This window comes from Achromobacter insuavis, assembly GCF_902859645.1.
Taxonomy (GTDB): Bacteria; Pseudomonadota; Gammaproteobacteria; order Burkholderiales; family Burkholderiaceae_B; genus Achromobacter; species Achromobacter insuavis.
Genome location: NZ_CADIJR010000006.1, coordinates 39,182 through 65,645 on the forward strand (window position 1 = coordinate 39,182; position 26,464 = coordinate 65,645).

The 26,464-nt window shown below is 69.0% G+C and carries 23 protein-coding genes; 10 read left to right on the forward strand and 13 right to left on the reverse strand.

The annotated features are described in order from the left end of the window. Nucleotides 1-17 precede the first annotated feature (17 nt). Nucleotides 18-2,291 (reverse strand): heavy metal translocating P-type ATPase, encoded by a 2,274-nt coding sequence (locus H0523_RS05560; RefSeq protein ID WP_054431363.1) that lies wholly within the window; start codon nt 2,289-2,291, stop codon nt 18-20. Nucleotides 2,292-2,455: 164 nt separating this feature from the next. Here H0523_RS05560 and H0523_RS05565 point away from each other — a divergent pair, with 164 nt between their 5' ends. From H0523_RS05565 to H0523_RS05585, 5 genes are all read left to right on the forward strand, one after another. Next, nucleotides 2,456-2,656, forward strand: coding sequence for a heavy-metal-associated domain-containing protein (locus tag H0523_RS05565; RefSeq protein ID WP_006394713.1), 201 nt, complete (start codon nt 2,456-2,458; stop codon nt 2,654-2,656). Nucleotides 2,657-2,824: 168 nt separating this feature from the next. Next, entirely contained in the window at nt 2,825-3,553 is a 729-nt protein-coding gene (locus H0523_RS05570; RefSeq protein WP_006394714.1) for a glutathione peroxidase, read from the forward strand. Nucleotides 3,554-3,754: 201 nt separating this feature from the next. Beyond that, complete coding sequence (locus H0523_RS05575; protein WP_054431364.1) at nt 3,755-5,191, forward strand: dihydrolipoyl dehydrogenase; 1,437 nt, start codon at nt 3,755-3,757, stop codon at nt 5,189-5,191. Between the two features lie 185 nt (nt 5,192-5,376). Beyond that, a complete protein-coding gene (locus tag H0523_RS05580; RefSeq protein ID WP_054431365.1) occupies nt 5,377-7,041 on the forward strand; it encodes an HAL/PAL/TAL family ammonia-lyase in 1,665 nt (554 codons plus the stop codon). Further along, nucleotides 7,038-7,724, forward strand: a complete 687-nt coding sequence (locus tag H0523_RS05585) for a GntR family transcriptional regulator (protein WP_054431366.1) — start codon at nt 7,038-7,040, stop codon at nt 7,722-7,724. The genes H0523_RS05580 and H0523_RS05585 overlap by 4 nt, the downstream gene beginning before the upstream one ends. Nucleotides 7,725-7,748: 24 nt before the next feature. Here the strand turns inward: H0523_RS05585 and H0523_RS05590 are convergent, their stop codons facing one another. From H0523_RS05590 to H0523_RS05615, 6 genes are all read right to left on the reverse strand, one after another. After that, entirely contained in the window at nt 7,749-8,510 is a 762-nt protein-coding gene (locus H0523_RS05590; RefSeq protein WP_054431367.1) for an SDR family oxidoreductase, read from the reverse strand. Between the two features lie 13 nt (nt 8,511-8,523). Beyond that, nucleotides 8,524-9,549, reverse strand: coding sequence for an AraC family transcriptional regulator (locus tag H0523_RS05595; protein ID WP_054431368.1), 1,026 nt, complete (start codon nt 9,547-9,549; stop codon nt 8,524-8,526). After that, nucleotides 9,546-9,905 (reverse strand): hypothetical protein, encoded by a 360-nt coding sequence (locus H0523_RS05600; protein WP_054431458.1) that lies wholly within the window; start codon nt 9,903-9,905, stop codon nt 9,546-9,548. Before H0523_RS05600 ends, H0523_RS05595 begins: the two co-directional genes overlap by 4 nt. Nucleotides 9,906-10,136: 231 nt before the next feature. Beyond that, nucleotides 10,137-11,027 (reverse strand): 23S rRNA (adenine(2030)-N(6))-methyltransferase RlmJ, encoded by an 891-nt coding sequence (locus H0523_RS05605; protein ID WP_054431369.1) that lies wholly within the window; start codon nt 11,025-11,027, stop codon nt 10,137-10,139. 12 nt (nt 11,028-11,039) lie between these two features. Continuing rightward, nucleotides 11,040-11,789 carry a glycerophosphodiester phosphodiesterase gene (ugpQ, locus tag H0523_RS05610; RefSeq protein WP_054431370.1) on the reverse strand — a complete coding sequence of 250 codons (750 nt, stop codon included), beginning with the start codon at nt 11,787-11,789 and terminating at the stop codon, nt 11,040-11,042. Between the two features lie 534 nt (nt 11,790-12,323). After that, nucleotides 12,324-13,616, reverse strand: coding sequence for a M20/M25/M40 family metallo-hydrolase (locus H0523_RS05615; protein ID WP_054431371.1), 1,293 nt, complete (start codon nt 13,614-13,616; stop codon nt 12,324-12,326). Nucleotides 13,617-13,956: 340 nt separating this feature from the next. On the opposite strand from H0523_RS05615, the gene H0523_RS05620 reads away from it, so the two are divergent. Further along, a complete protein-coding gene (locus H0523_RS05620) occupies nt 13,957-15,927 on the forward strand; it encodes a SurA N-terminal domain-containing protein (protein WP_054431372.1) in 1,971 nt (656 codons plus the stop codon). 38 nt (nt 15,928-15,965) lie between these two features. Here the strand turns inward: H0523_RS05620 and H0523_RS05625 are convergent, their stop codons facing one another. Next, nucleotides 15,966-16,625, reverse strand: a complete 660-nt coding sequence (locus H0523_RS05625) for an arylesterase (RefSeq protein WP_054431373.1) — start codon at nt 16,623-16,625, stop codon at nt 15,966-15,968. Between H0523_RS05625 and H0523_RS05630 the strand changes: the two genes are divergently transcribed. Then, on the forward strand, nt 16,624-17,295 hold the full coding sequence (locus H0523_RS05630; protein WP_054460650.1) for an ABC transporter ATP-binding protein: 672 nt from the start codon (nt 16,624-16,626) through the stop codon (nt 17,293-17,295). The two genes, H0523_RS05625 and H0523_RS05630, sit on opposite strands and share 2 nt — an antisense overlap. 109 nt (nt 17,296-17,404) lie before the next feature. Here the strand turns inward: H0523_RS05630 and H0523_RS05635 are convergent, their stop codons facing one another. From H0523_RS05635 to H0523_RS05645, 3 genes are read right to left on the reverse strand one after another with little or no spacing between them, the layout of a single operon-like run. Beyond that, nucleotides 17,405-18,388, reverse strand: coding sequence for an ABC transporter substrate-binding protein (locus H0523_RS05635; protein WP_054460652.1), 984 nt, complete (start codon nt 18,386-18,388; stop codon nt 17,405-17,407). 22 nt (nt 18,389-18,410) lie between these two features. Next, nucleotides 18,411-20,057, reverse strand: a complete 1,647-nt coding sequence (locus H0523_RS05640; protein WP_006388177.1) for an ABC transporter permease — start codon at nt 20,055-20,057, stop codon at nt 18,411-18,413. A gap of 13 nt (nt 20,058-20,070) precedes the next feature. After that, nucleotides 20,071-21,147, reverse strand: coding sequence for an ABC transporter ATP-binding protein (locus tag H0523_RS05645; protein ID WP_054431376.1), 1,077 nt, complete (start codon nt 21,145-21,147; stop codon nt 20,071-20,073). A 243-nt stretch (nt 21,148-21,390) separates the two neighbouring features. Between H0523_RS05645 and H0523_RS05650 the strand changes: the two genes are divergently transcribed. Both H0523_RS05650 and serB read left to right on the forward strand, forming a co-directional pair. Then, nucleotides 21,391-22,299, forward strand: coding sequence for a LysR substrate-binding domain-containing protein (locus tag H0523_RS05650; RefSeq protein ID WP_054431377.1), 909 nt, complete (start codon nt 21,391-21,393; stop codon nt 22,297-22,299). 11 nt (nt 22,300-22,310) lie between these two features. Next, nucleotides 22,311-23,033, forward strand: a complete 723-nt coding sequence (gene serB, locus H0523_RS05655) for a phosphoserine phosphatase SerB (protein WP_054431378.1) — start codon at nt 22,311-22,313, stop codon at nt 23,031-23,033. Nucleotides 23,034-23,080: 47 nt separating this feature from the next. Here serB and fabV read toward each other — a convergent pair whose 3' ends face one another. Together fabV and H0523_RS05665 are read right to left on the reverse strand one after the other, a co-directional pair. Beyond that, nucleotides 23,081-24,277: an enoyl-ACP reductase FabV gene (gene fabV, locus H0523_RS05660; protein ID WP_054431379.1), complete on the reverse strand. Its 1,197-nt coding sequence runs from the start codon at nt 24,275-24,277 to the stop codon at nt 23,081-23,083. Between the two features lie 118 nt (nt 24,278-24,395). Further along, on the reverse strand, nt 24,396-25,331 hold the full coding sequence (locus tag H0523_RS05665) for a DMT family transporter (protein WP_054431380.1): 936 nt from the start codon (nt 25,329-25,331) through the stop codon (nt 24,396-24,398). Between the two features lie 87 nt (nt 25,332-25,418). Between H0523_RS05665 and H0523_RS05670 the strand changes: the two genes are divergently transcribed. Continuing rightward, nucleotides 25,419-26,324, forward strand: coding sequence for a LysR family transcriptional regulator (locus tag H0523_RS05670; RefSeq protein ID WP_054431381.1), 906 nt, complete (start codon nt 25,419-25,421; stop codon nt 26,322-26,324). Nucleotides 26,325-26,464: the final 140 nt, after the last annotated feature.

A 26,464-nucleotide genomic window follows, 5' to 3' on the forward strand; every position in this document is an offset into this window, starting at 1 on the left:
CCTGGTGGGCCGTCGCGTCAGTGCGCGGCGCGCGGGCGGAAGGTCTTCAGGCGCAGCGCGTTGCCCAGCACGAACACGCTGGACAGCGCCATGGCGCCGGCCGCGAAGATCGGCGACAGCGACAGGCCATAGGCGGGGTACAGCGCGCCCGCCGCCAGCGGGATCAGCGCGGCATTGTAAGCGAAGGCCCAGAACAGGTTCTGGCGGATGTTGGCCAGCGTGGCGCGGCTGAGCGCGATGGCGTTGGGCACGCCGTGCAGATCGTCGGCCATCAGCACCACCGAGGCGGCCTCGATGGCGACGTCGGTGCCGGTGCCGATGGCGATGCCGGTGTCGGCCGCGGCCAGCGCCGGCGCGTCGTTGATGCCGTCGCCGACGAAGGCCAGCTTGCGGCCGCCGGCGCGCAGCGCGGCGATGGCCTCGACCTTGCCGTCGGGCAGCACCTCGGCGCGCACTTCATCGATGCCCAGCTGGCGCGCCACGGCCTGCGCCGTGTGGCGGTTGTCGCCGGTGATCATGGCGGTCTTCAGGCCCTGCGCGTGCAGCGCCGCGATCGCGTCGACGGCCGACGGCTTGACCGGATCGGTCACCGCGATCATGGCGGCGGCCCGGCCGTCGATGGCGACGTAGATCGGCGTCTTGCCCTCGTTGCCCCATTGCTCGGCGCGCTGGCCGAAGGCGCTGACATCCACGCCGCGCTCGGCCATCAGGCGATCGGCGCCGGCCAGCACGCGCTTGCCGGCCACGCTGGCCTCGACCCCGGCGCCGGTGATGGCGGCGAAGCCTTCCGCCGGCAGCAGTTCGATCTGGCGTTCGGCCGCGGCCGCCACGATCGCCAGCGCGATCGGGTGCTCGGAACGCGCCTGCACCGACGCGACCCACTGCAGCACGTCCGCATCACGGAAGCCGGCGGCCGGTTCCAGTTCGGTCAGGGTCGGCTTGCCCAGCGTCAGCGTGCCGGTCTTGTCGAACGCCACCACCTGCACGTCGCGCAGCGTCTGCAGCGCGTCGCCCTGGCGGAACAGCACGCCCATGTCGGCGGCGCGGCCGGTGCCGACCATGATCGAGGTCGGCGTGGCCAGGCCCATGGCGCACGGGCAGGCGATGATCAGCACGGCCACGGCGTTGACCAGCGCATGCGACAGCGCCGGCGTCGGGCCGAGGAAGAACCAGGCCAGGAAGGTCAGGAGGGCCATGCCCATCACGGCCGGCACGAACCAGGCGGTGACCTGGTCGACCAGCGCCTGGATCGGCAGGCGCGCGCCCTGGGCCGCCTCGACCATGCGGATGATGCGCGCCAGCATGGTGTCGGCGCCGGTGTGGGTGACGCGCAGGGTGAAGCTGCCCGAGGTGTTGAGCGTGCCGCCAGTGGCCTGCATGCCGGGCTGCTTTTCGACCGGCACGGGTTCGCCCGTCAGCATCGATTCGTCGACGTACGAGCCGCCCTCGATGATCTCGCCGTCCAGCGGGATCTTTTCGCCGGGGCGCACCATCACGATGTCGCCCTTGCGCACCTGTTCGATGGCGATATCCTGCGGCTGGCCGTCGCGCATGACGCGCGCGGTGCGCGGCTGCAGGCCGATGAGGCGCTTGATGGCCGCGCCGGTCTTGCCCTTGGCGCGCGCTTCCAGCGTGCGGCCCAGCAGGATCAGCGTGACGATCACCGCCGCCGCTTCGTAATAGACGTTGCGGGCCGCTTCCGGCAGCCACTCGGGCGCGAAGGTCGCCACCACCGAGTAGCCCCAGGCGGCGCCGGCGCCCAGCGCCACCAGCGAGTTCATTTCCGGCGCGCGGCGCCACAGCGCGGTCAGCCCCTTGCTGAAGAAGTGGCGGCCGGGCCACGCCAGCACGGCGGTGGTCAGCACGAATTGCAGCAGCCAGCTGTTCTGCTGGCCAATGGTCGCCATGACCCAGTGGTGCATGGCGGGAATCAGGTGCGATCCCATTTCCAGCGCGAACACCGGCAGCGTCAGCGCCAGCGCGGCGATGAAGGCGTGGCGCAGGCGCTGCGCCTCGGCGTCGCGCGCTTCGGATTGGCGCTCGGCATGGTCGTCCTGCGCGACGATGGGGCGGGCTTCGTAGCCCATCTTGACGACGGCCTCGACCAGGGCGTCGGGTTGGGCCGCGGCCGGGTCGTAGGCCACCAGGGCGCGTTCGGTGGCCAGGTTGACCTGGGCCTGGGCCACGCCCGGCACACGGGTCAGGGCCTTTTCCACGCGCTTCACGCAGGACGCGCAGGTCATGCCTTCGATGGCAAGTTCGAGCTCGACGGAAGGGTTGGCAACGCTCATGGCAGTCTCGGTTGAGGTAGGAAGGCCCCAGTTTCATCCTTCCCATTGTGGGAAGGTCAAGGATTATTCTACGCTTGACCTTCCTATAATGGGAAGGTCTAAGCTGGGGTTGAGCTGGCACCGGAAGCGGTGCGGCAATCCCCCTGATCCCCACGGAGAACACCATGAGCATCGAATTCCAAGTCCTCGACATGACCTGCGGCCACTGCGTCAAGACCATCACCGGCGCGGTGACGGCGGCGGCGCCGGGCGCCAGCGTGGCGGTGGACCTGCCCACGCATCGCGTCACCATCAGCGGCACCGACCAGGCCGACAAGGTCGAGGCCGCGATCCGCGACGCCGGCTACGAGCCGCAGCGCGTGTGACGGCCGGCCGCCGTCGGGCGTATGATAGGCAACGACTGGCGGCGGTAATTTTGTTATTGCCAAAAACTATCAATCAATTAAGTTAATTAAATTTGAATAATTGATAGCTGCTGTTTATCATTCTTTCCATGGTGGTTAAACAACCCCGCTACCCCAAGGAGAGATTGAATGCTGCAAAACCGTGAAGGCCAACGTGTTCCCAACGTAACGTTCCCCGTCCGCGAGGGCAACACCTGGAAAAAGGTCACGACCGACGACCTGTTCAAGAACAAGACGGTCGTGGTCTTTTCGCTTCCCGGCGCTTTCACGCCGACCTGCTCGTCGACCCACCTGCCGCGCTACAACGAACTGGCCCCGGCCTTCGCCGCCGCCGGCGTCGACAGCATCGTCTGCGTGTCGGTCAACGACACCTTCGTCATGAACGAATGGGCCAAGGACCAGGAATCGGCCAACATCACGCTGCTGCCCGACGGCAACGGTGAATTCACCGCCGGCATGGGCATGCTGGTCGACAAGAGCGACCTGGGCTTCGGCAAGCGCAGCTGGCGCTACTCCATGCTCGTCAAGGACGGCGTGGTGCAGAAGATGTTCATCGAGCCCGAAAAGGAAGGCGACCCGTTTGAAGTGTCGGACGCCGACACCATGCTCGCCCACTTCGCCCCGACGGCCAAGAAGCCCGACCAGGTGGTGGTGTTCTCCAAGCCCGGCTGCCCGTTCTGCGTGGAAGCCAAGGCGCTGCTCGAAGACAAGGGCTATGCCCCGATCGAGATCCCGCTGGAGAACAAGGTCCGCGGCCGCGTGATCGGCGCCGTGTCCGGCAAGGGCACCGCTCCGCAGGTGTTCATCAACGGTTCGCTGATCGGCGGCCTGGACGACCTGAAGGCGCACTTCGCCTGATGCTGGCCGGGAAGGGGGCGCGCCGCGCTCCTTTCCGCGCCGGACCGCCGCTGGCGGCCCGGCTCGCCGGTTTCCCTTTTTCCGCATCTTCGCGCGGCCCCGACCGGGCGCCGCGGGACGGCGTTCGTCCCGAGGGTGCGCAACAAGGCGGAATCCGCTTTCGACACTTTTGCTCCACGCTACACCCGGGGGATCCCACTCATGAAGACTCTGCACACCGATATCGCCATCCTGGGCGCCGGCACCGCCGGCCTGGCCGCCTATCGCGCCGCCAAGGCCGCGGGCAAGCGCGCGCTGCTGATCGAAGGCGGTCCCTATGGCACCACCTGCGCCCGGGTCGGCTGCATGCCGTCCAAGCTGCTGATCGCCGCCGCCGAAGCGGCCCACCAGGCGGCGCACACCGTGCCGTTCGGGGTGTATGTCGAGGGCGAGGTCACGGTCAACGGCGAAGAGGTGATGGACCGCGTCAAGCGCGAGCGCGACCGTTTCGTCGGCTTCGTGCTCGAGGGCGTGGAGAACATCCCGGCCGAAGACAAGATCCGCGGCTATGCCCGCTTTGAATCGGATACGGTGCTGCGGGTCGATGACCACACCGAGATCCACGCGTCCCGCGTGGTGATCGCGACCGGTTCGCGGCCGTCGGTGCCGCCGCCGTTCCGCGCGCTGGGCGACCGCCTGGTGCTCAATGACGACGTGTTCGCCTGGGATGACCTGCCGCGCCGCGTGGCGGTGTTCGGCCCCGGCGTGATCGGGCTGGAGCTGGGCCAGGCGCTGGCGCGGCTGGGCGTCGAGGTGCGCGTGTTCGGCGTCAGCGGCAGCCTGGGCGGCATCAGCGATCCGCAGGTGCGCCACAGCGCCCGCAAGATCTTCCAGCAGGAGTTCTACCTGGATCCGGATGCGCGCGTGCTGGAAACGCAGCGCGTCGGCGACGAGGTCGAGGTGCGCTACGTGGCGCTGGACAACACCGAACGCACCGAGCGCTTCGACTACGCGCTGGTGGCCACCGGCCGCCGTCCCAACGTGGACGGCCTGGGCCTGGAGAACACCTCGCTGCAGTTGAACGCGCAGGGCGTGCCGCTGTTCGACCGCGACACCATGCAGGCGGGCGAGTCGGCGATCTTCATCGCCGGCGACGCCAACGCCGACGCACCGCTGCTGCACGAAGCGGCCGACGAAGGCCGCATCGCGGGTGAAAACGCGGCGCGTTATCCGGAAGTGCGCCAGGGCCTGCGGCGCGCGCCGCTGGCGGTGGTGTTCTCGGACCCGCAGATCGCGCTGGCCGGGCAGGGCCATGCCCGCCTGACGCCGGGCACCTTCGTGACGGGCGAGGTCGATTTCGGCGACCAGGGCCGTTCGCGGGTGATGCTGAAGAACCGCGGCCTGCTGCACGTGTACGCCGATATCGCCAGCGGCCGCTTCCTGGGCGCGGAAATGGTCGGCCCCAGCGCCGAGCACATCGGCCATCTGCTGGCCTGGGCCGTGCAGCAGGAGCTGACCGTGGCGCGCATGCTGGAAATGCCGTTCTACCATCCGGTCATCGAGGAAGGCCTGCGCACCGCGCTGCGCGATGCCGCCGCCAAGCTGGCGCGGGCGCAGGAGGCGCTGCGCCAGGTGGAAGCGGAAGACGCCGCGGCCTGAGGGTATCGAGGCGTGGAAAAGGCTGCCCTTTTGGGCAGCCTTTTTTGCGTCCTGGGCCGATGCGCGGAAGAGGGCGGCCCGGCTGACGGGGCGCCAGGCCTCGGGGCGACGGAGGAACCGTGTGGATTTCTTGTCACGCCAGGAAATTTTATAGATAATCTATAAAAATTGATCAGGCCCCGCCCATGAACACTCCCGTCATCACGCTGGACGGCGCGCATCTGCGCGCCGAGGACGTTGTCGCCATCGCGCGCGGCGGAGCGACCGTCGCCCTGGCTGACTCCGCTCGCCAGGCCCTGGACGCGACCCGCGGCTACATCGAATCGCACTGGCTCAACGACGCCGCGCCGCTGATGTACGCCTTCAACACCGGCGTGGGGGCGCTCAAGAGCCAGCGCATCGCGCCGGCCGAGATCGCCACGTTCCAGGCCAGCCTGGTGCGCTCGCATTCGGCGGGCACGGGCGAGCCGATGCCGGACGAGGTGGTGCGCGCCATGATGGCGCTGCGGGTGAATGCCTTCGCCAGCAACCATTCCGGCGTGCGGGTCGCGATCATCGACCGGCTCATCGCCATGCTCAATCACGGCATCACGCCGGTGGTGCCGTCCAAGGGCAGCGTCGGCGCCAGCGGCGACCTGGCGCCGCTGGCACTGATGAGCGGCGCCCTGATGGGCCTGCCGGAATCGCGCGTCACCTACCGGGGCGAGGCGATGCCCGCCGCGCGCGCCTTCGAGCAGGCCGGCATGGCGCCCACGATGGACGTGCAGGCCAAGGACGCGACGGCGTTGATCAATGGCGCGACCGCCTCGCTCGCCTATGCGGTGCTGGCCGCGCATGACGCGCGCGAGCTGCTGGGCAGCGCCACCGTGTCGATGGCCATGACGCTGGAGGCGCTGCGCGGCGAACTCTCGTGTTTCGAGGATCGCGTCATGCTGGCGCGCCCGCATCGCGGCCAGCGGCGGGTGGCCGCGGCGATCCGCCAGCTGGTGGCGGGCAGCCGGCGCTGCACCGAGCCGGCCCGGCAGGTGCGCCTGCGCGGCACGCCGGGGCTCGATCCGGCGCAGGCCGGCACGCCGCACGCGCCGCCGCTGGCGCCGCGCATCCAGGACGTCTATTCGCTGCGTTGCGTGCCGCAGGTCTACGGGCCGGTGCTGGACGCGCTGGACTACGTCGACGGCATCCTCGCCACCGAAATGAACAGCGCCACCGACAATCCGCTGATCTTTCCGGAAGACGCGGGCTACGCCATCGTCTCGGGCGGGCACTTCCACGGGCAGTACATCGCCCAGGCCATGGATCTGCTGGCGCTGGCGGTGGCCGACCTGTCGGCGATCTGCGACCGCCGCAGCGCGCGGCTGGTCGATCCGGCCTGCAACTTCGGTCTGCCGGCCAATCTGATCGCGCAGCGGCCCGGCATCAATACCGGCTTTTCGGTGGCGCAGAGCATGGGGACCGGGCTGGTGCTGGAAAACATGGGCCTGTGCGGCCCGGCCAGCGCCACCAGCCTGCCGGCCAAGGGCAATACCGAAGACCACATCAGCAACTCGTGTTTCGCCGCGCGCCGCACCCGCACCGTGGTCGAGAACACCCAGGCGGTGGTGGCCGTCGAGCTGCTGCTGGCCGCGCAGGCCCTGGATCTGGCCGAGCCCGACCTGGCCGCCTATCCGGTCGGCGCGGGCACGGCCGCGGCCTGGGCGGCGGTGCGGGCGGTGGTGCCGGCCATGCTCGGCGACGACCGCTGGCTCCATGACGACCTCGCGCAGTTGCGCGCGCGGGTCGCGGACGGCAGCCTGGCCGCCGCCACGCAGTCCGCCTGCGGCCCGCTGTGGCAGGCGCGGGAGGCGGCATGACCTTGGCCCACGGCGCGTCGCGCGACGATGACGACACCTTGCCCGGACGCATCGCGCGCACGCTGGTCGAACGCATCATCACCGGCCAGCTGCGCCCCGGCGAGCGGGTGGGCCAGGACGCGCTGGCGGCCGAGTTCGGCGCCAGCCATGTGCCGGTGCGCGAGGCGTTCCGCCGGGTCGAGGCGCGCGGACTGCTGGTGAGCGAGCCGCGCAAGGGCGTGCGGGTGAGCTCGCTGGACGAGGCCTCGATCGTGGAGATCACGCGCATGCGCGGCGCGCTGGAATCGCTGGCCCTGCGCCACGCGATGGCGGCGATGAGCGCCGGCGACCTGGCGCGGGCGCAGGCCGCGATCGACGCGGGCGACAAGGCGCGCGACATGCGCGACTGGGAGGCGGCCAACCGCGCCTTCCACGAGGCGCTGTACCGGCCGTGCGCGATGCCGCGGCTATTGGCGACGATCGACATGCTGCATGAATCGCGCACGCGCTACATGCATGTGACGGCATCGTGCGTGGCGTGGGATCCGGGCTCGCAGCGCGAGCACCTGGAATTGCTCGACGCGGTGCGCCAGGGCGAGGTCGAGCGGGCCTGTCGGCTGCTCGAGGCGCACATCGAGGAGGCGGGCGAGATCCTGGTGCGCGGCCTGGCGATATGGCGCATGACCGTCGTGGGCGAGCCCTGAGGCGGCCATCGGACCATCAGGGCGCTATTGACGGCCCATCTGCTCGGCATCCGAACGCCTCAAGACGGCGCGCGGGTTGATGCGGCCGATGAAACGGATCAACCTGCTCGCGCCGGGCAGCACTTCGTCCTGGCCCTTGCGCAGCCCTCGCAGCGCGGCGCGGCCGAACTTGGCGACGTCCATCAGCATGGCGCTGTTCATGTCTTCCTGGCCCTTGTTGAAGGCGGTGTCGATGGCTGGCGGCGCCAGTTCGACCACCTTCACGCTGGAATGCCTGAGCTGCGCGCGCAGGGACTGGGTGTACGAGTGCATCGCGGCCTTGGTGGCGCTGTAGATCGGCTTCAGGGCCAGCGGGACGAACGCAAGGCCCGAGGTGACGTTGACGATGGTGGCGCTTTGCTGGCGTTTCAACACAGGCAGGAGCTGGTTGATCAGCTGAATCGGGCCGATCAGGTTGGTCCTGATCTCGTTCTCCAGGTCCGGGAGGGGGCGGTCGGTTTCATTCAGGTTGAGCTTGAGCCCGATGCCAGCGTTGTTGATCAGCACATTCAGCGACGGAAACCGCTGGGAGATCGTCGCGCAAGCGCTGGCGATCGACGCCGGATCGCTCTGATCGCAGACGAAGGTGTGCAATGCGGGGAACGCGTTGCGCGCTTCGGCCAGGCGGGCCTCCGAGCGACCGGTGACGAGCACGGTGTTGCCCGCGGCGAGAAACTGCCTGGCCAGTTCGAGGCCGATACCGCTGGTGCCGCCGGTTATCAGGATGGTGTTGCCGGAGAGGTTCATTGGGCGGGTCTTTTCAAGGGTTGGACAAGGGGACGTGACGCTCGCGCCAGCGGACCGGCGTTGTCTGCTCCCAGTTCCGAAATGCGCGGGCGAACGAGTTGGGCTCCGCGAAGCCAAGCAGCATGGCGATGGCGACGGCATCGAGTTCGGTCGTCGACAGCAGCCGATTCGCGGTGGTGCGCCGGACACTGTCCAATTGCTGCTGGAAGGTGGTGCCTTGCGCCGAGAGCCGCCGTTGCAAGGTGCGGCGGCTGGTCAGCAGCCGGCCCGACACCGCGGCAATATCGGAGGAACGGCCTTCGCTCAGTTGCCGCGCGATCGCCACGCGCACGTCGGCGATGAGCGCCGGGAAACCCTCTCCCTCGGCAAGCCGTTGCTCCAGGCCTTCGGTCACCTGCGCGAAGGCGCCGTCGCTGGCGGTGGCGAACGGCACGTCGAGGGCCGCGCGCTCGAACACCATGGTGTCGCTGGTCGCCGAGAAGAGAATGGGGCATCCGAAGTGGTCGCGCAGAAGCGTCTGGTCCGCCGACCGTCGCGTCAGCTCCAGGCGAATGGGAGTCACCCGACCGGCGCTGCCGCGATGCGCCATCTCCTTGAGCGAGGCCAGGGTGGTGTCGACCAGCAGGCGCGGCACGTCCCCCGTCGCCTGCAGCCAGCGATAGCGCACGATCGCTTCGTCGCCCCGGGTCTCGACTTCCACCAGCTCGGGGCAGGTCAGCCGCTTGTAGCGGGCGAGGGCCGCGAGGGCCTGGCGAAAGTCCGGGGCGTGCAGCGCGACAATCGACGGGATGCCATAGCCGCGGGCGATGCCGTCGGCGCCGAAACGCAGGCCCGCCGATCGGTCATCGAGTTCCGCCTCCACGGCCTGCCAGAGGCGGAAGAACTCGCCCGTGTCCCAATTGGTCGACGGCGCCACGCCCGCGCGCTCGCACAATCTTTCGATCGACAGGCCGAAGCCGGCGATCGCCGAGGGCGGTATCGAGAAGGTCTCGACGCGCCGGTTGCCTGAGCGGACGCCTCGCGCTGACGCGGTCTTCATCGCGTGGCCACCATCGAGAGCGCGAGGACCGCGAACACGCTGATCAGGATCCTGGGCGGACGGTACTCGATGAAAACAAAGGCCAGGACGAGCCAGGCGGCCGCGGCGAAAACGGTGAGCGCGAGCGCGGGCCACTGGCTCAGGAGCGCGGGCGCCTGCCGCGCCACGAGCAAACCGAAGCCGCCGAAAAGCACCAGCCCGAGCGCATAGGCGGAGTGCAGGCCGTAGTACAGCGTCGTTTCCGGCCCGGGGGCGCGCGCACCCCGGGCGAACTGCGCAACGACATCGATGGCGAAGTGCAGGCCGCCTGCCAAGGCCAGCCATGAAAAGGAGGAATAGACCAGGATTTGACGCATCTTCCGGCTCCGTCGGATTGCCGCCGCGTACGACAGGACATCGGTATCGGCCAAACCCCCAAGATAAGCAGGCACCGCCGGTTTCGCAAATCCGATCGCGCCAAAAACGAATTACGTGTTCCCGGCGCAGAGGCTCGGCCGCGGCGCGCCAGGGGCGCAGGTCGAAATAGAAAAGCCCGGCCTTGCGTCTCGATCACGCAAGGCCGGGCTCTTATGGGGACGGGTCAGGAATCAGTCGTCCGACTGCTTCTTCGGCACGGGGAACGGATTCTCGCGGTACTGCAGCGTGAAGCTCGCGCGCTCGTCCTGGCCGAGTTCGCGCGCCAGGTAGGGCATGGTCTGCTTGAGGGCGTCGTGCAGCGTCCAGGGCGGGTTGATCAGGAACATGCCGCTGCCATGCAGGCCATAGCCGTCGATAGTGGCCTTCTTGACCGTGAGGGTGGCGTGCAGCCAGCTCTTGACCTTGAGGTTCTCGAAGTGGCGCGCCATTTCGCTGGCCTCGCGCCGCTGCACCAGCGGATACCAGACGGCGATGGTGCCGGTGGCGAAGCGCTTGACGCATTCCTTGACGGTGATCAGCGTGCGGCGGTAGTCGTTCTTGTCTTCATAGGACGGGTCGATCAGCACCATGCCGCGGCGCGTCGGCGGCGGCAGCAGGGCCTTGACGCCCTCGAAGCCGTCGTCGCCGTAGATGGTGGTCTGGCGCTGCGCGGTGCGGTCCATGTGTTCGAGGTTGCCGACCAGGGTGTCGATCTCGGTCGGGTGCATTTCGAACAGCCGCAGGCGGTCGGACGGGCGCAGCGCGTCCAGCGTCAGCCAGGGCGAGCCGGGGTAGCGCTTGAGGCGGCCGTTGGTGTTGAAGGCGCGGATGCGGGCGACGTAGTCGGCCAGCAGGGGCGGCAGGTCGTCGCGTTCCCACAGGCGGCCGATGCCGTCGGCGAACTCCGAGGTCTTGGCGGCCCAGTCGCTGTCCAGGCTGTAGAGGCCGGCGCCGGCGTGGGTGTCGATGACCCAGTAGGGCGCGTCCTTGCGGTTGAAGTAGTCCAGGGTGTGGACCAGGATGGCGTGCTTGAGCACGTCGGCATGGTTGCCGGCGTGGAAGGCGTGGCGATAGCTGAACACGGGGCGGGGGCCTCAGGCGGCCGGCCGGATGGCGGCCAGTTCGTCGGTGAAAATGCCGTCGATGCCCCAGTCCAGCAGCAGGCGCGCGCGCTCGGGGTCGTTGACGGTCCAGGCGGCGATGCGGTAGCCGGCGGCGTGCACGGCGTCGATCAGTTCGCGCGTGGCGTCCTTCTGGTTGATGTTCAGGGCGACACAGTCGTACTTGACCAGGCGGTCGAGCCAGTCGGCCGGCACCTTTTCGACCAGCAGGGCGCGCGGCAGCTCGGGCGCGGCGTCCTTGGCTGCCTGCAGGGCTTCCTCGGCGAAGGACGACAGCAGCGGGGCCACGGCGGCGCCTTGCCACAGCTCGCGGGCGGCCAGGGCGACGGCGGCGCCGGTCTCGGCCTCGCGGCCGGGGCAGGGCTTGATCTCGACGTTGCTGGCGATGCCGTTGGCGACGGTGTAGCGGGCCACGGCGGCGAAGGTGGGCAGGGGTTCGCCGGCGTAGGCGGCGGAGTGCCAGCTGCCGAAGTCCAGTTGCGCCAGTTCGCTGAAGGTCTTGGCGGCGGCGGGACCGTGGCCGTTGGAGGTGCGGTCGACGTCGTCGTCATGCATCAGGACGAGGACGTTGTCGCGGCTGAGCTTGACGTCGTATTCGAACATGGTGAAGCCGTGTTCGGCGCCGACGCGCATGGCGGCGAGGGTGTTCTCCGGGGCCAGGCGGCCGCCGCCGCGGTGGGCGATGTGGCGGGAATAGGGCCAGGTGGGGAGGGATGCGGTCATTTCTTTGATGCTTTTGGGGTTCTTTGGGACAGGGTGGAAGGATACTCTGTTCTGGGGGTTCCTTTCCTGTCGTGCGGGGGCGGGTTCTTGCTTCGTGCCTGTGTCGCGGGTTCGGTTCTTTTGGCGCGGCTGCGGGGCCGTGGCGCGGGGCCGGGGCTACGAGGCTTGTCCGGCGCCTGCGCGCCGGACAGCGCATCCTCATCCTCGTCGCCTGCGGCTCCTTCGGATTCCGTCGCGCGCGCCTCTACACGCCCCGGCCCCGCGCCACGGCCCCGCAGCCGCTCGCGGTGGGGAAAGCTCGAGGCGTCGCTGGGGCGGGGGGTGTGCTTGGACTTCGTGGGAAGGATGGCGGCGCTTGAAGGATTTGCTGGCGCCCGTCCGACAAGGCCGCCCTGCGCGGCCTTGTCGGACATACGTGGTGGCTGCTCGCGTGGGCGCATCCTGGGGCGGGAGGTGGGATTTGCGGGCGGGGAGCCTGTTGCTTGGGGGCAGGGGCGGCCTTCGTAGGGTTGCGCCGCCGCAGGCGCCGGGCGCCTATTTCATCGGGGCCTTGTCCTGGGAGACGTCCATGATCATGCGGGTGGCCAGGTAGAGGCGGGGGACGATGGAGGGGATCTGGATGTACTCGGCGTCGTTGGAGTGGGCGCCGAAGCCGCTCAGGCCCATGCCTTCGATGACGGGGCCGCGGGCCTTGAGGGCGGCGAAGGCGGCGTCGGTGCCGCCGCCGCTGGCGCGGTCGACGACTTTCAGGGGCAGGCCCAGTTCCTGGTAGATGGCGACGCCGTGGTTGGCGAGGGCGCGCGAGGCGGGGGTGGCTTCGAGGGGCGGGCGGCGCACTTCGAATTTGACGCTGACCTTGGCCTCGGGCAGCAGTTTCTTCTGGATGCGTTCCTGCAGGGTGCGCTCGAGCGCGTCGAAATCGGACACCTTGAGGGCGCGGGCGTCGGCCTGGGCGGTGGCCTGGCCGGGGATGACGTTGCGGTTGGTGCCGGCCTGAGCCACGGTCCAGTTCAGTTTCAGGCCTTCTTCGGGCTTGGACAGGTCCTTGAGCTGCAGGATCTGGTGGGACAGCTCGGTGAGGGCGTTGACGCCGCCCTCGGGACGGGCGCCGGCGTGCGAGGTCTTGCCCTGCACGGTCAGGTAGGCCGCGCCGATGCCGCTGGTGGCCAGGGTCAGGCGGCCCTCGGCGCCGCCGCCCTCGAAGGAGAAGACCGCGTCCTGGTCGGCGCCCAGGCGGGTGATGGTGGCGCGGGCGCCGGGCGAGCTGATTTCCTCGTCGCCGTTGATCAGTACGGTGAGGGTGCCGTAGTCCTTGAAGTCCAGCTTCTGCAGCAGGGCCACGGTGTGCAGGATGGTGGCCACGCCATGCTTGTCGTCGGCGATGCCCAGGCCGTAGGCGCGGTCGCCGTCGATGCGGAAGGGCTGGTCCTTGAGCATGCCGTTGCGGTAGACGGTGTCCATGTGCGCGATCAGCATGATCTTCTTCTGGCCGCTGCCCTTGAACTCGGCGTGCACCATGGGGCCGACGCGCTCGGGCGTGTCGTCCAGGCGGAAGATGTCGGCGGGCTGCAGGATCTCGACCTTGCCGCCGAGGGCCTTGAAGCGCTCGGCGATCAGGGCGGCGATGCGCTCCACGCCCTCGACGTCCTTGCTGCCCGATTCGATGTTGACCAGGTCGCGCATGGTGTCGAGCATGGCCTGCTGCTGGCCCTGGGCGGCGTCGTGGACGGCGGCCACCGGGGCGGCCAGGACGGTGGCGGCGCCACCGAGGCAGGCCAGCGCGAGCAGGGCGCGAAGGGCGAGCGGACGTGAGGACGGGTACGGCATCGAAAGTCACCTCTGCATGAAAAAGGGGAAGGAAGGCGCCGGCCACGGCGTGGCGGCCCGAGGCTCACGATACGAGTGGGGACGGAAGGCGAAAACCGGGGTTTCCCGGGTTGACCGGGGCCGGCTTCCATGGGGGTGGAAAGCGTGTGCCGCGGGGCGCGCAAGGGCGTCGCGCGGGCCGATGTAAGCAGACGCTGCGGGAAGAATGAGAAATGCTAAAATCCGCCCGCTGACCCGGTTTGACCGGTATGGGAATAGGGCGAATGAGATTCGCCTTTTTTTATGCGTTTTCGTGCGGCCCGGGCGGAAGTCTCCCCCCGAGTGCGGCAACAGGGATTCCATGTTCGAATTTATTCGCAGCCACCGGCGCTGGATGCAGTTCATCCTGCTGCTTCTGATTGTGCCTTCCTTCTTCCTCGTCGGGATTCAGGGCTATGAGAGCTTCATGCGCAAGGAGCCTGAACTGGCGACTGTCGCCGGCCAGCCCATTTCCCGCGCGGAGTTCGACCAGGCGCACCGCAACCAGCTTGAACAGTATCGCCAGCGCCTGGGCGCGCAGTTCGACCCGGCGGTGATCGACACGCCGCAACTGCGCGAAGCGCTGCTGAACCAGCTGATCAACCAGCGCCTGCTGGCGAACGTGGCGGTGGACAACCGTTTCTCGGTGTCCGATGAAACGCTGCGCAACACCATCGCCGCGATCCCGGAAGTGCAGGACAACGGCCGCTTCTCGCCCGAGCGCTACCGCCAGGTGCTGGCGGCCCAGGGCATGTCGCCCACTTCGTTCGAAGCCGGCCTGCGCCGTGATCTGGCCGTGGCCCGCGTGCTCGAGCCGGTTGGCCAGTCGGCCAGCGCGCCGTCGGAAGTGGTGGCATCGCTCGAAACCGCCCTGACGCAGCAGCGCACGGTGCAGCTGCGCCGCTTCGCCGCCGCCGATTTCCGCTCGCAAGTGACCGTCACCCCGGCCGACATCCAGGCCTGGTACGACGCCAACAAGCAGCAATTGCAGATTCCCGAGCAGGTCCAGGTGCAATACCTGGTGCTGAACGAGGCCGCCGCCACCGAAGGCGTGCAGGTCAAGGACGAGGATCTGGCTTCGTACTACGAGCAGAACAAGAACCGCTTCGGCCAGCCCGAGCGCCGCCGCGCCAGCCACATCATGATCGAAGTGCCCGCCGGCGCCTCGGACGATGCGCGCAAGGCCGCCCGCGCCAAGGCCGAGGATCTGGCCAAGCAGGCCGCCGCCGACCCGGCGCAGTTCGCCGAGCTGGCCCGCAAGAATTCGCAGGACGCCGGTTCGGCCGCCAATGGCGGCGACCTGGGCTGGCTGGCGCCGGGCATGCTGTCCGGCCCGCTGGAAAAGGCGATCTTCAGCCAGTCCAAGGACCAGGTGTCGGGCGTGGTCGAAAGCCCGTCGGGTTTCCACGTGATCAAGGTCACGGATATCCAGCCGGCTTCGATCAAGCCGCTGGCCGAGGTCAAGAGCCAGATCACCGCCGAAGTGCGCAAGCAACTGGCCGCCGTGCGTTTCTCGGAAATGGCCAGCCAGCTGAACAAGCAGGTCTACGACCAGCGCGACAGCCTGCAGCCCGCCGCCGACGCGGTCGGCCTGAAGCTGCGCACCGCCTCGGGCGTGACGCGCGAAGGCCTGTTGCCGGCCGACCAGGCCGGCCCGGGCTCCGCGGTCGACAGCCCGGACGCCGCGCTGCTGGACAACCCGCGCGTGCGCCAGGTGCTGTTCTCGCCCGACGTGCTGCGTGAAAAGCAGAATTCCGGCGTGATCGAGCTGTCGCCCGACACCATGCTGGCGGTGCGCGTGGCCGCGGTCGAACCGGCCCACGTGCCGGCGCTGGACAAGGTCAGCGATTCGATCCGCGCCAAGCTGCTGGACGAGCGTTCGGCCGAAGCCGCCAAGAAGGCCGGCGAAGCCGCGCTGGCGGCCGACCAGGCCAACCCGGCCGCGGCGCCGGAAGGCTTCGGCGGTCCGCTGGTGGTGTCGCGCCAGGATCCCAAGAACCTGCCGCGCTCGGTGCTGGACGCCGTGATGCGCCTGCCGGCCGCCAAGCTGCCGGCCTACACCGGCGTGCAGTCGGGCGCCGATTACACGCTGGTGCGCCTGGAGAAGGTCGAGGCCGGCACGGTCGAGGCCGCCGACAAGGAACGCCTGGCGCAGCAATTGGCGGGCGCCTGGGGCCAGGCCGAGAACGAAGCCCTGGTGCGCATGCTGCGCGAGGAATACAAGGTGCAGGTGCTGCCGGCGGCCGCGGACGTCATCCGCGGCGGCGACGCCTCGCAGCAGGCGGCGGGCTGATCCGCCGCGTGGCGGGTCGCGGGCCGCTCAGGCCCGCGTCACTGCAGCAAGGGCCGCAGCGCCGGCCAGACATTGTCCAGTAACCGGGCCTGGGCATCCTCGTTGGGATGGATGCCGTCGGCCTGGAACATCGCCCGGTTCGTTGCGATACCTTCCATCAGGAAGGGCACGAGCCGGGCGTTTTCGTCTTTGGCGACGGTGGGGAACACCTGGGCGAAGCGCTGGGTGTAGTCGCGGCCGTAGTTGGGCGGGATCTGCATGCCGACGATGACCACGTCGGCCTCGGCCTTGCGCGCCGCCTGCGCCATGGCGCGCAGGTTCTGTTCCGTCATGTTCAGCGGCAGTCCGCGCAGGGCGTCGTTCGAGCCCAGCTCCAGCACCACCACCGCCGGCTCGTGCTGGCGCAGCAGGGCCGGCAGGCGCGCGACGCCGCCGCTGGTGGTGTCGCCGCTGATGCTGGCGTTCACCACCTTGTACTTCGGGTATTGTTCGGAAAGCCGCGCGGACAGCAGCGGCACCCAGCCGGTGCCGCGCTTGATGCCGTACTCGGCGGCCAGGCTGTCGCCCACCACCAGCACGGTGCGTTGCGCGGAACCCTGGGCCGCGGCGGCGGTCTGAGCGTGGGCGGGCGCCACCAGGGTGGCGGCGGCGAGCGTGGATATCAGTAGTGAACGGCGAATCAGGGGAATCAGGCGCATGGATAGCAAGAATTCGATCGAGGTGAAAGGGCTGGGCAAGCGGGTGGCCGATGCCGGCGGGACGCTGTCTATCCTGGAAGACATCGATTTTACGGTGGCGGCGGGCAGCGCCGTGGCCATCACCGGCAGCTCCGGGTCGGGCAAGTCCACTTTGCTGGGACTGCTGGCCGGGCTGGATGTTCCCAGCCAGGGCAGCGTGCGCCTGGCGGGGCAGGACCTGTTCGCCCTGGACGAGGACGGCCGCGCGCGCCTGCGGGCCAATCACGTGGGGTTCGTGTTCCAGTCGTTCCAGCTGCTGCCGAACCTGACAGCGCTGGAAAACGTCATGCTGCCGCTGGAACTGGCGGGCCAGCCGGCGCGCGAGGCGGCCCAGGCCATGCTCGAACGCGTCGGGCTGGGGGCGCGCCTGCATCACTACCCGCGCACCCTGTCCGGCGGCGAGCAGCAGCGCGTGTCGCTGGCGCGCGCCTTCGTGGTGCAGCCTGACCTGCTGTTCGCCGACGAACCCACCGGCAGCCTGGATGCCGCCACCGGCGTCACGGTCATCGACCTGATGTTCGACCTGCACCGCGAGCACGGCACCACCCTGGTGTTGGTGACGCACGATCCGCAGCTGGCGGCGCGTTGCAGCCGGCAGGTGGTGCTGGCGGCCGGGCGCATGGCCGCCTAGGCGGGATGCCACCGCGGCCCCGTGCGGCCTGCGCCCGCGACACCCGCCTGAAACAAAAACGCCACCCGAAGGTGGCGTTTTCATTTGGCTTGGACCTTTGGCGCGGACCTTACTTGGCCTTGGCCACGGCCTGGTTCCAGGCGGTGACCACGGCTTCGTACTCCTTGGCGGCCGCGTCCTGGCTCACCGGGAAGATCTTGATGCTGTTGAAGTCGGGCAGGGTGGTCAGGCTGGCCACCGCGATGTCGGTGCGCGTCGGGCGGCGGAAATTCTTCACCAGCTGCGCTTCCTGGGCCTCCTTGCTGAGCAGGCCGTCGTACAGCGCCTTGGCGGCGTCCAGGTTCTTGGCGCCCTTGATGATGAACATGCCTTCCGGCGCCAGGTAGCTGCCCTCGGTCGGGTAGACCAGCTTGATCTCCTTCTGGCCGCCGGCCACGTATTCCTGGGCGGCGTATTCCAGCGTCATGCCGACCGCGTATTCGCCGGCCGCCACGCCCTTGTAGGTGGTGCCGGACGAGGCCGTGACCACGGCGTTGGCGGCGATCTTGTCCAGGCCTTCCTGGCCGAACTGCTTGTACAGGCCGTAGACCAGCATGTAGGCGGTGCCGCTCTTGGACGGATCGGTGATGGCGAACTTGCCCTTCCACTGCGGTTGCATCAGGTCGGACCAGGTGGCGGGCGCCGCCAGGCCTTTCAGCTGGCGCTCGTTGACCATCAGCACCATGATGTGGACGTTGGTGCCGACCCACAGGTCGTCGGGGCCGCGGAACTCGGCCGGGATCTTGTCGATGTCGGCCGAGCGGTAGGGCTGCAAGTGCTGGCGGTAAGCGCCCAGCGTGCCGAAGCCGCCGCTCCAGAACAGGTCGCCGCGCGGGTTCTGCGCCTCGGCTTCGATGCGCTTCATCATGGTGCCGGTGCCGCCGGTGACCGGCTGCACGTTCAGCTTGGGCGACTGCTTCTTGACGGCGTCGAGCGCGGTCTCGATGGTCTCGGTGTTGTTGGACGAGTACAGGACCACGTTCTGCGCGTGCGCGGCGCCCGAGGCCAGGATGGCGGCCAGCAGGCCGGTTTGCAGGAAGTGTTTGAGGTGCATGGTGAGCCTTTGTGGATGCGGGTTATTTGCCGGAGAACAGCTTGATGCGGAACGCCTTGACCGACACGATGATGGGCAGCACGATCACCGTGACCAGCGCCGCGCCATAGGCCGAGGCCATGCCCAGGCGGCCGCCGTCGACCTGGCGGAAGATGGCGATCGGCATGGTTTCGAGGCCGCCGCTGTAGGCCACGATCGAGGCCGACAGCTCGGAAATCGTGGTCAGCCACATCAGGATGGCGGCCGAGATGATGGAGGCCTTCATGGCCGGCAGGATGACCTTGAAGAAGGTCATCAGCGGCGACACGCCCAGGCTGATCGAGGCTTCCTCGATCGAGTCGGGAATGTTGAACAGCACCGACGAGGCGTTGCGCACCGCGAACGGCAGGCGCCGCACCGCGTAGCACAGCACCATGATGCCGGAGGTGCCCGCCAGCACCAGCCAGCCGGTGTTGAAGGTCTGCACCAGCGCGATGCCTAGCACCGTGCCCGAGATGGTCAGCGGCAGCACCACGATGTAGTCCAGCACCTGGGTGAAGGCGCTGCGCTTCTTGATGGTCAGGTAGCTCACCAGCACCGCGAAGGCCACGCCCGTCACCGTGGCCAGCGAGGCGAACTTGAGCGAATTCAGGATCGGCTCGGGCGCGCCATGCAGGGCGCGCTGCATGCTGGCCAGCGACCACGAGCCCCAATGCATCACCGGTCCGCTGGTCTTGGTGAAGGCGGCGATGAACACCACGATCAGCGGCAGCAGCGACAGCAGGATCACCAGGCCGACGCCGCCGGTGTACAGCATCGCTTGCCACGACCGCACCCGGCGCGCCGCCGGCGCGCGGCCCTGGGTCATGGTGTAGACCTTGCGCTCGACCACGCGCTTCTGCACGAACAGCACGATGGCGACGATGGCGATCGACACCACCGACATGGCGCTCTGCAGCGTCGGGCTGCCGCCCATTTCGCTGACGAAGGTGTTGTAGGTCATCACCGACAGCAGCGGCACGCGGCTGCCCAGCAGCATGGCCAGCGCGAAGTTGCCGACCACCAGCGTGAACACCACCAGCGCGTTCACCAGCACCGCCGGCAGCAGCACCGGCACCAGCACCCGCAACTGCGTCATCAGCGGCGGCGTGCCCAGGCTCAGGCCGGCTTCCTCCAGCTGGCCGTCGAAGCCGCGCAACGCGGCCAGCACGCCCAGGTAGATGTAGGTGTAGTAGACCAGCGTCATCGAGAACACCATGCCGGTCCAGCCGTAGAACGACGGCAGCGAGATGCCCGCGTCGCCCAGCAGGTTGGTCAGGATGCCGTTGTTGCCTAGCACCAGCAGCCACGACTGGCCGACGATGATCTCGGGAATGACGATGGTCAGCACCGGCAGGATCGCCACCAGGTTCTTGAGCGGGAAGTCGTAGCGCGCCACCATGTAGGCGAACGGCACGCCCACCAGGATGGTGCAGGTGGTCACCACCAGCCCCAGCACCAGCGTGTTGCCGAAGGCCTCCAGGTATTGCGAGTCGGCCAGCAGGGCGCGGAAGCCCTCCAGCGAGAAGCCGCCGTCCTGGCCGGTGACGCTGTTGCTGAACAGCACCGCCAGCGGATACAGCACGAAGAACAGCAGCAGCGCCAGGCTGATTGCCGTCAGGATGCCCCAGGGCCACCATTTGATTTTCATGGCGTGGCGGTCCTCAGGCGTTGACGACGCGGCTGTCGGCGGGAATTAGCACCTGCACGGCCTCGCCGGGCTGGAACTGCGCCACCATGTTGCCCGCGTGCAGCTCCACGCGGATTTCCGAGCCGTCCTGCAGCGCGATGCGGTAGGCGGTCTTGAAGCCCAGGTACTGGCGCCGCAGCACCTTGCCGGGCAGTGTGTTGGGCACGTAGGGCGCCGGCGCCATCAGGGCCAGTTCCTCGGGGCGGGCGATCAGCACCGAGCGCTCGGCCAGCGCGGCGCTGCCGAGCGTGCCGTCAAAGCCCAGGCCGCACAGCTCGTAGCGCACGTGGCCGGCCGGCGCGCCGGCCAGGCCGCCGCGGGCCGGCACCGGGATCACGTTGGCCGAGCCGATGAAGTCGGCCACGTAGGCGTTGACCGGCGTGCCGTACAGGTCTTCCGGCGTGCCCAGCTGGGCGATGCTGCCGTGGTCCATGATGGCGATGCGGTCGGACATGGCCAGGGCTTCCTCCTGGTCGTGGGTCACGAACACGGTGGTGATGCCGGCCTCGCGCACCAGGTCGAGGATGACGTCGCGCATCTGCAGGCGCATCTTGGCGTCCAGGTTCGACAGCGGCTCGTCCATCAGCAGCACGCGCGGCCGGATCACCAGGGCGCGCGCCAGCGCCACGCGCTGGCGTTGGCCGCCGCTCATCTGCGCCGGATAGCGGTCGGCCAGCGCCGCCAGGCCGACCTTGTCCAGCGCCTCGTCGACGCGGCGCTTGATCTCGGCGCGGGCCACGCCGCGGGCGCGCAGGCCGTAGGCGACGTTGTCGAAGGCGGTCTTGTCGGGGAACAGCGCGTAGTCCTGGAACACCATGCCGATGTCGCGGCGGTGCGCCGACACGTGCGTGACGTCGTCCTGGTCGAACAGCAGGCGGCCGCCGTCGGGCGCGTAGAAGCCGGCGATGCAGCGCAGCAGGGTGGTCTTGCCGCAGCCGCTGGGGCCCAGCAGCGTGTAGAACGCGCCGTCGGGAATGTGCAGCGACAGGTCGCGCAGGACCTGCTGGCCGCCGAATGTCTTGATGATGCCGTCTACCGTGATCGATGCCATGAGAGCTTCCTGCCTGGGATTGTGCGCATCATAGGAACCCCGCCGCGCCGCGACCAGCGGTGTTTTTTAAGAGCTGGCGTTAGTTTTTCTAAGAGGTCGGCTGCGCCGCAATCCCCTAGAATGCGGCTCATAGCCACGGCGCCGCCTCGCGCGGCGCCGGCAAAAAACAGACGACAAGGGAAATCGTGGGAACTAGCAGCAAAGCCTTGCGCCGGGGTGGCGCACGGGCGGGCGTCGCCTGAGATGGCGGGCCCGAGCCTGCCGCCGCTGAAAGCCTTGCGGGTATTCGAGGCCGCGGCGCGCCTGCGCAGTTTCACCGCGGCGGCCGACGAGTTGAGCATCACGCACAGCGCGGTCAGCCAGCAGATCCGCATCCTGGAAGACTACGTCGGCCAGCCGCTGTTCGCGCGCGAGGCCCGCGGCGTCACGCTGCTGCCGTGCGCGCAGGCGTATTTTCCCGAGGTCCAGGCCAGCCTGGAGCGCATCGCAGCGGCCACCGCCAAGCTGCGCTCGCCCGGTCATGGCGGCGTGCTGCGCGTCAGCGCCACGCCGTCGCTCACCATGAAATGGCTGATTCCGCGCCTGTCGGCGTTCCAGGCGCTGCATCCGGGCATCGACGTGCAGCTGACCACGCAGGGCCGGTCGTTCCTGGACCGCGGCGACGAGGCCGGCAGCGACGTGCAGATCCGGCATGGCTACGTGGCGCACGCCGAGATGGCCTGCGTGCATTGCCTGGATGACTTCCACGTGCCGGTGGCCTCGCCGCGCTTCATCGAACGCAACCGGCTGGCCACCCCGACCGATTGCCTGGGGCATCCCTTGCTCAAGGTGGCGGGCGGCATGGATCACTGGCCGCGCTGGTTCGCGCTGGCCAAGGTGGACGTGCCGGCGCAACTGCCCGGGCCGGTGTTCGACCATCAGTTCCTGTGCATGCAGGCCGCCATGAACGACCTGGGCATCGCCCTGGCGCCGTGGTGCCTGCTGCAGGACGACCTGCGCGCCGACCGGCTGCGGCCGCTGTTCCTGCAGCCGCGCCTGCCCAATGCCGGCGTCCATGCGCTGTTCCGCCCGGACGCGCCGGCGGCGGCCGCGGCGCGCCATTTCATCGACTGGCTGGGCCGCGAGGCCGGCCATCCGCTACCCGAGCAATAGAAGGATTGCCCATGCAAGATTTCCAGAGCGACGCCGGCCTGCACTGGCGCGGCATCGAACCGCCGCTGGCGCTGTCGGACTACAAGGTCATCGCCTTCGACATGGATTCGACCCTGATCGCCATCGAGACGCTGGACGAGATGGCCGACCTGATGGGGAAGAAGGCCGAGGTGGCCGCGCTGACGGAAGCGGCCATGCGCGGCGAGATCGTCGACTACAAGCAAAGCCTGCGGCAGCGCGTGGCGCTGCTGGCCGGCATGCCGGCCGAAGCGCTGGACGAGGTCTACGACCGGCGCCTGACGCTCAATCCGGGCGTGGAGGCGCTGATCGCCGCCTGCAAGGCCGCCGGGCTGTTCTGCCTGCTGGTGACGGGCGGCTTCACCTGCTTCACCGACCGGCTGCGGACGCGCCTGGGGCTGGACGACGTGCGCGCCAACGTGCTGGAGATCGAGAATGGTCGCCTGACCGGGCGGCTGCTGCCGCAGCCCTGGGGCGATCTGTGCGACGGCGAGGAAAAGCGCCGCAAGCTGCTGGAAGTGTGCGCGGCGCTGGGCGTGGGGCCGGAGCGCGCCATCGCGGTGGGCGACGGCGCCAACGACCTGCCGATGCTGCGCACGGCCGGCCTGTCGGTGGCGTACCACGCCAAGCCGGCGGTGCGGCGCGAGGCCAAGGTGGCGATCGACCAGGGCGGGCTGGATCAGCTGCTGCGCCTGTTCGCCGCCCGCGCCGCGTAAGCGGACGGCGCGCGGGCCGCGCTGTCCGCGGCCCGGTCCGACCCGCCTCAGGCGTTGATCAGGCCGGGGATCTTCACGTCCGGGTCGACATCGGCGTTGTAATCGACCCCGTCGATCTCGAACCCGAACAGGCGCAGGAAATCGCGCTTGTAGCCGGCGAAATCGGTCAGTTCATACAGATTGGACTCGGTCACCTGGTGCCACAGCGCCTGCACCTGCGCCTGCACGGCCGGGTCCAGTTCCAGGTAGTCCGCGCGCAACCGGCCCTCGGCGTCCAGGATCGGCGCCGCGCCGCACAGGCTGTCGCGATACAGGCCGTAGACCTGCTCGATACAGCCCTCGTGCGTGCCTTTTTCCTTCATGACCTTGAACAGCAGCGACAGGTACAGCGGCATCATCGGGATCGCCGAGCTGGCCTGGGTCACGACCGCCTTCAGCACCGAGACGCGGGCATCGCCGCCGCGCGCGGCCAGCTTGGCGCGGATGTCCAGCACCTTCTGGTCCAGGTCTTTCTTGGCGGCGCCGATCGAGCCGTTCCAGTAGATGTCGTGGGTGATCTTCTCGCCCAGGTAGGTGAAGGCGGTGGTGGTGGCGCCCTCGGCCAGCACGCCGGCCTCCAGCAGGGCGTCGATCCACATCTGCCAGTCCTCGCCGCCCATCACCGCCACCGTGGCGTCGATCTCTTCCTGGGTGGCAGGTTCCAGCACCGATTCCTTGATGACTTCCTTGTCGGTATCCAGGCCGCGCAGCGTGACCGCCTGGCCGACCGGCTTGAGGGTCGAGTTGAACACCGCGCCGCTGACCGGATGGGTGCGGCGCGGCGCGGCCAGGCTGTAGATCACCTGGTCGACCTGGCCCAGGTCCTGCCTGATGGCGGCGATGGTCTGGGTCTTGATGGCATCGGAGAAGGCGTCGCCGTTGATGCTCTTGGCGTACAGGCCCTCGGCGCTGGCGAACTTGTCGAAGGCGGCGCTGTTGTACCAGCCCGGGGTGCCGGCCTTGGCGGCCTCGCCGGGGCGCTCGAAGAACACGCCCAGGGTCTGGGCGCCACAGCCGAAGGCGGCGCTGATGCGGGCCGCCAGGCCATAGCCGGTGGACGCGCCGATCACCAGCACGCGTTTCGGCCCCCCCGCGATCGGGCCCTGGGCGCGGACGTAGTCGATCTGCTGCTTGACGTTGGCCTCGCAGCCGACGGGATGGGTGGTGACGCAGATGAAGCCGCGCACGCGGGGTTTGATGATCATGGAGACCTCGTTCTGGAAATGCCGGGAGGGTGCCGCGCGCAGGCGCGAGAGACGCCCGGCATTGTACGGGAGCCAACGGCGCCGGCCGCCGGGCAGCCCGGCCTGTGCGTGACGCGGATCAGGCCGCCGCGGCGGCCCGGGCGCGGCCGCGGCGCCATTCCACCAGGCCGATGCCGATGCCGCTGGCGCAGATGATGGCGATGCCGAGCCAGGTCAGGGGATCGGGGAAGTGGTCCCAGACCAGCCAGCCGACCGTGGTGGCGCTGATGATCTGCAGGTAGATGAAGGGCGCCAGGGTCGAGGCCGGCGCGCGGCGGTAGGCGGCGATCTGGAACAGGTGGCCCAGGCCGCCGGTGACCCCGGTGGAGATCAGCAGCGTCCAGTCCAGCGGCGTCAGCGCCTGCAGCACCGGCAGGGCGGGCGGCAGGATGAAGGGCAGGGCCAGCGTCAGGCAGCCGGTGCCGACCGCGCCGCTCCAGATCAGCGAGGTGAACGGATCGTCGCCGGCCACGCGGCGCGTGGCGATGAACTGGGCGGCGAAGCAACAGGCCGTCAGCAGGCCGAAGATGGTACCGACCGGATGCAGGCCGCCGCCCGGCCGGATGACGATGATGACGCCGATGAAGGCGATGCCCGCGGCGACGAAGCGCGACATGCGCGCCGGTTCCTTCAGGATCCAGGGCGCCAGCGACAGCACCAGCAGCGGCGCCAGGAAGTTGATGGCGGTGGCCTCGGCCTGCGGAATATAGCTGAGCGTGGTGAAGAACATCAGCGTGGCCAGGAACATCGAGCCGCCGCGCAGGAGCTGTTCGCGCGGCTTGTTGCTGCGCAGGATGCCGACGCCCCGGGTCGGCAGCACCAGCGCCAGCACCAGCACCAGGTGCACGGCATAGCGGAACCACGACAGCACCAGCAGCGGCACGCCCGCGTTCATGACCCATTTGCCGCTGGCGTCCAGGCAGGACAGCGTCCACATCGACAGCACCAGCAACAGGATCCCGACGAGCGGGCCGCTGGCGGCGGGACGCGGGCGACCGGTATCGGCCGGGGACATGGACAGGCTCCTTGTGCGCTAGGGGGCCGTGGGCGGGGCCACGGGGCGGCTGACATGATACGCTCATCGCGGCAGGGGGAAAGGTTCATGATCGAACTACGCAATATAGAAACGTTTTTCTGGGTCGCCACGCTGGGCAGCTTCCGCGCCGCGTCCGACAAGCTCAACACCACGCAGCCGGCGGTCTCGCAACGCATCGCCTCGCTCGAGGCCGACCTGGGCGTGCGCCTGTTCGAGCGCGACGCGCGCGGCGTCAAGCTCACCGGCAAGGGCCACGAACTGCTGTCGCACGCCGAACGCATGCTGCAGGTGCGGCGCGACATGTTCGAGGCCGCGCGCGAGCAGAACGTGATGACCGGCACGGTGCGCATCGGCGTGGCCGAGACCATCGTGCAGACCTGGCTGCCGACGCTGATCGAACTGGTGCACGCCTCGTATCCGGCGCTGGTGCTGGAGATCGAGGTCGACACCACGCACGTGCTGCGCTCGCACCTGATGGCGCGGCAGATCGACCTGGCCTTCCTGATGGGGCCGGTGCTGGAGGCGCGGGTCGAGAACCTGCCGCTGTGCACCTATCCGCTGGCCTGGGTCGCCAGTCCCTTGCTGGACCTGGGGCCCGAGCCGCTGACGCTGGAGCGCATCGCGCGGCTGCCGATCGTGACCTATCCGTCCAACAGCGCGCCGTACCGCGTGGTGCGCGACATGCTGACGCGCGCCGGCGTGGTCTCGCCGCGCATGTACGGCAGCGCCTCGATGTCCATGGTGGTGCGGATGACGCAGGACTGCATCGGCACCAGCGTCATCGCGCCGGTGTTCCTGGGCAAGGAGCTGGCGCGCGGCGAACTGCGCATCCTGCGGGTCGACGCGGATCCGCTGCCCGAGCTGAGCTTCACCGCCACCTGGGTGCAGGGGCCCGACAGCCACGCGGTGCGCCTGATCGCGCAGATGGCGCAGAAGGTCGCGGCGCAGGCCGGCGACGGCGTGCCCGCTTAGTACGGCAATGCCGCGTCCGGCGTGGCCGATCCAACCTAGGTGTTTTCCCCAGCAGGGCGTGCGCGGCCGCGTCGCGGCGGCCGTGCGCGCGCCGGCCGCGCGTTGTCGCGATTGCCCGCCAGGCCGCATGGTTGCTGGCT

What these genes read in the sequence shown, in the direction of transcription:
- H0523_RS05585 (WP_054431366.1), top strand. Translation starts at nt 7,038, where the DNA reads ATGACCTTGGCCCACGGCGCGTCGCGCGACGATGACGACACCTTGCCC.
- H0523_RS05645 (WP_054431376.1), bottom strand. Translation starts at nt 21,147, where the DNA reads ATGGCATCGATCACGGTAGACGGCATCATCAAGACATTCGGCGGCCAG.
- H0523_RS05560 (WP_054431363.1), bottom strand. Translation starts at nt 2,291, where the DNA reads ATGAGCGTTGCCAACCCTTCCGTCGAGCTCGAACTTGCCATCGAAGGC.
- H0523_RS05640 (WP_006388177.1), bottom strand. Translation starts at nt 20,057, where the DNA reads ATGAAAATCAAATGGTGGCCCTGGGGCATCCTGACGGCAATCAGCCTG.
- H0523_RS05635 (WP_054460652.1), bottom strand. Translation starts at nt 18,388, where the DNA reads ATGCACCTCAAACACTTCCTGCAAACCGGCCTGCTGGCCGCCATCCTG.
- H0523_RS05590 (WP_054431367.1), bottom strand. Translation starts at nt 8,510, where the DNA reads ATGAACCTCTCCGGCAACACCATCCTGATAACCGGCGGCACCAGCGGT.
- H0523_RS05600 (WP_054431458.1), bottom strand. Translation starts at nt 9,905, where the DNA reads ATGCGTCAAATCCTGGTCTATTCCTCCTTTTCATGGCTGGCCTTGGCA.
- H0523_RS05580 (WP_054431365.1), top strand. Translation starts at nt 5,377, where the DNA reads ATGAACACTCCCGTCATCACGCTGGACGGCGCGCATCTGCGCGCCGAG.
- H0523_RS05625 (WP_054431373.1), bottom strand. Translation starts at nt 16,625, where the DNA reads ATGCGCCTGATTCCCCTGATTCGCCGTTCACTACTGATATCCACGCTC.
- H0523_RS05615 (WP_054431371.1), bottom strand. Translation starts at nt 13,616, where the DNA reads ATGCCGTACCCGTCCTCACGTCCGCTCGCCCTTCGCGCCCTGCTCGCG.
- ugpQ (WP_054431370.1), bottom strand. Translation starts at nt 11,789, where the DNA reads ATGACCGCATCCCTCCCCACCTGGCCCTATTCCCGCCACATCGCCCAC.
- H0523_RS05630 (WP_054460650.1), top strand. Translation starts at nt 16,624, where the DNA reads ATGGATAGCAAGAATTCGATCGAGGTGAAAGGGCTGGGCAAGCGGGTG.
- H0523_RS05620 (WP_054431372.1), top strand. Translation starts at nt 13,957, where the DNA reads ATGTTCGAATTTATTCGCAGCCACCGGCGCTGGATGCAGTTCATCCTG.
- H0523_RS05595 (WP_054431368.1), bottom strand. Translation starts at nt 9,549, where the DNA reads ATGAAGACCGCGTCAGCGCGAGGCGTCCGCTCAGGCAACCGGCGCGTC.
- serB (WP_054431378.1), top strand. Translation starts at nt 22,311, where the DNA reads ATGCAAGATTTCCAGAGCGACGCCGGCCTGCACTGGCGCGGCATCGAA.
- H0523_RS05565 (WP_006394713.1), top strand. Translation starts at nt 2,456, where the DNA reads ATGAGCATCGAATTCCAAGTCCTCGACATGACCTGCGGCCACTGCGTC.
- H0523_RS05575 (WP_054431364.1), top strand. Translation starts at nt 3,755, where the DNA reads ATGAAGACTCTGCACACCGATATCGCCATCCTGGGCGCCGGCACCGCC.
- H0523_RS05570 (WP_006394714.1), top strand. Translation starts at nt 2,825, where the DNA reads ATGCTGCAAAACCGTGAAGGCCAACGTGTTCCCAACGTAACGTTCCCC.
- fabV (WP_054431379.1), bottom strand. Translation starts at nt 24,277, where the DNA reads ATGATCATCAAACCCCGCGTGCGCGGCTTCATCTGCGTCACCACCCAT.
- H0523_RS05650 (WP_054431377.1), top strand. Translation starts at nt 21,391, where the DNA reads ATGGCGGGCCCGAGCCTGCCGCCGCTGAAAGCCTTGCGGGTATTCGAG.
- H0523_RS05665 (WP_054431380.1), bottom strand. Translation starts at nt 25,331, where the DNA reads ATGTCCCCGGCCGATACCGGTCGCCCGCGTCCCGCCGCCAGCGGCCCG.
- H0523_RS05670 (WP_054431381.1), top strand. Translation starts at nt 25,419, where the DNA reads ATGATCGAACTACGCAATATAGAAACGTTTTTCTGGGTCGCCACGCTG.